Source organism: Methanobrevibacter filiformis (genome assembly GCF_001639265.1).
Classification (GTDB): domain Archaea; phylum Methanobacteriota; class Methanobacteria; order Methanobacteriales; family Methanobacteriaceae; genus Methanacia; species Methanacia filiformis.
On the sequence record NZ_LWMT01000141.1, the window covers coordinates 1 to 1753 of the forward strand.

The following is a 1753-nucleotide window of genomic DNA, read 5'->3' on the forward strand; positions in this document are numbered from 1 at the left end:
TAAAAATTTTTTTTCACAGGAGGTTTTTAGATAATAATTAAACATGTAAATAGTATTTATTAACATGAATACTAAAACATTGAAAAATAAAATGACAAGGGGTAAAATTTTGACACAAACAATATTATTGGTTAATTGATTAAATTTTAACCTTTTTACCTTTTCATTGAATAAATTAATTTTAATAATTAATTTTATAAAATTAATAATATAGATTACAAAAAATAGCTATTAAATTTAAATAATGAAGATAACAATAAATATGACTATGAATTTAAAGAAACTAATAATAATGTTACTAATTTTAGTAACATTTGTCGGGTTAATAAGTAGTGTTTCTAGTGCTACTGTATCAGAAACAAGTAAAAAGAATCCATATTATGATTCGAATAAACTTACTAAATATTATTATGATACTTACCTATATAATTTAAAGCATGCTAAAGTTTACAGTGTAGATAAATATAAAAATATTATGGGTCTTGAGGGAATTATATCTACTACTGTTAAAGTTAAATCTAAAAGTTCTAATTATAAGATTAAATCTGTTAAAGTTTATTATTATTCAGCTTATACTGCCAAATATTCTTCTAAAACATATATTTTTAAAAATAAATCATCCTTAAGTATCGTTTTAAAAGATAAGGTTTTTGATAGAGTTGTTGTTACTTATAATAAAAAATAATTAAAATTCATCAATCCAACTTAAATAAAAAAAATAAAGTTACTATTCTTCAATAATGATCCTAACTGTCTTGCCAATCAATTTTTTAGGTAGATTAACATGTGCACCAGCACCACCAAAAGGTTTAACTGTTCTGATTAAACTAGTATCTTTATTAGATTCTAATTCTTTCTTTTTTTCTTCAACTGCTAAATAAGCATCGTTTTCAGTTTTAAAATGTTCTTTGAATATGATTTTTTCTTTTTTTGTGAGTATTGCTACCCATTTATTTGTTTTTTTGTTATAATACACATTTTTATGTTCTGATGTACTCAAGTTATTCACCTCATAAGTATATTATAACCTCTCAATTGAGAGGTCATCAGCTATAGGTGATGAATGGGTTGCTAGTCTTGGTAATAATACTGATACTGCTACAGTATTATTCAAGGATGATGAAGGTATTTTTATTAGATTTAGTCATCATGTTTATGGTAGTGATGATTATAAAGAATGTGAAGTTGAATATTTCCATTTTTTATAAATTATCTACAATGATATTTTAGTCTATTTTATTTATTCCTCTGTTACTAAAATGTTTGTCAAAACTTACAATTCCATCAAATTCTAATTTTCTCACTAAAGCAATGTACATCGAATCATAGAAACCTAATTCATTATTAAAATATTCCTCTGTTGCTATATCGTAATAAGGATAATCATTAAATATGAAACAGGTATCTAATATTATTTTATATATTTTTTTAAGCTCTCCTATATTCTTCATTTTCTTTTTTTGTTTAAGTTGGCTGTGCAATAATTATTTTTTGATTCTTTTTAGTTATGCTTAGTTTTAAATATTATGGGGTGTAATATAGTATTAATGTTTTTTAGTTTTTGTTGAGTTGGTGTTTATGGTTTTGCATGAAGATAGTATTGGTCAGGTGTTTTTACTTCCTTTAAATTTGAGGGACTTTATTCCAGATAATCATATTTGTTTTTTTATTGAGGAATTGGTTAGTCGGTATGATTTTGGTGATTTGCATTCTAAATATGCGGATACTCCAGGTAAGAAAGCTTATTCTAGGA

At 23.9% G+C, this 1753-nt stretch carries 3 protein-coding genes; 1 reads left to right on the forward strand and 2 read right to left on the reverse strand.

Annotated elements, in window-relative coordinates; genetic code table 11:
- The first annotated feature begins 292 nt into the window (after positions 1-292).
- On the forward strand, positions 293-685 hold the full coding sequence (locus tag MBFIL_RS04320; protein ID WP_157078654.1) for a hypothetical protein: 393 nt from the start codon (positions 293-295) through the stop codon (positions 683-685).
- Between the two features lie 42 nt (positions 686-727).
- Here the strand turns inward: MBFIL_RS04320 and MBFIL_RS04325 are convergent, their stop codons facing one another.
- Together MBFIL_RS04325 and MBFIL_RS04330 are read right to left on the reverse strand one after the other, a co-directional pair.
- Positions 728-1000 (reverse strand): DUF2080 family transposase-associated protein, encoded by a 273-nt coding sequence (locus tag MBFIL_RS04325; RefSeq protein WP_066971827.1) that lies wholly within the window; start codon positions 998-1000, stop codon positions 728-730.
- 226 nt (positions 1001-1226) lie between these two features.
- Complete coding sequence (locus MBFIL_RS04330) at positions 1227-1481, reverse strand: hypothetical protein (RefSeq protein ID WP_157078655.1); 255 nt, start codon at positions 1479-1481, stop codon at positions 1227-1229.
- Positions 1482-1753: the final 272 nt, after the last annotated feature.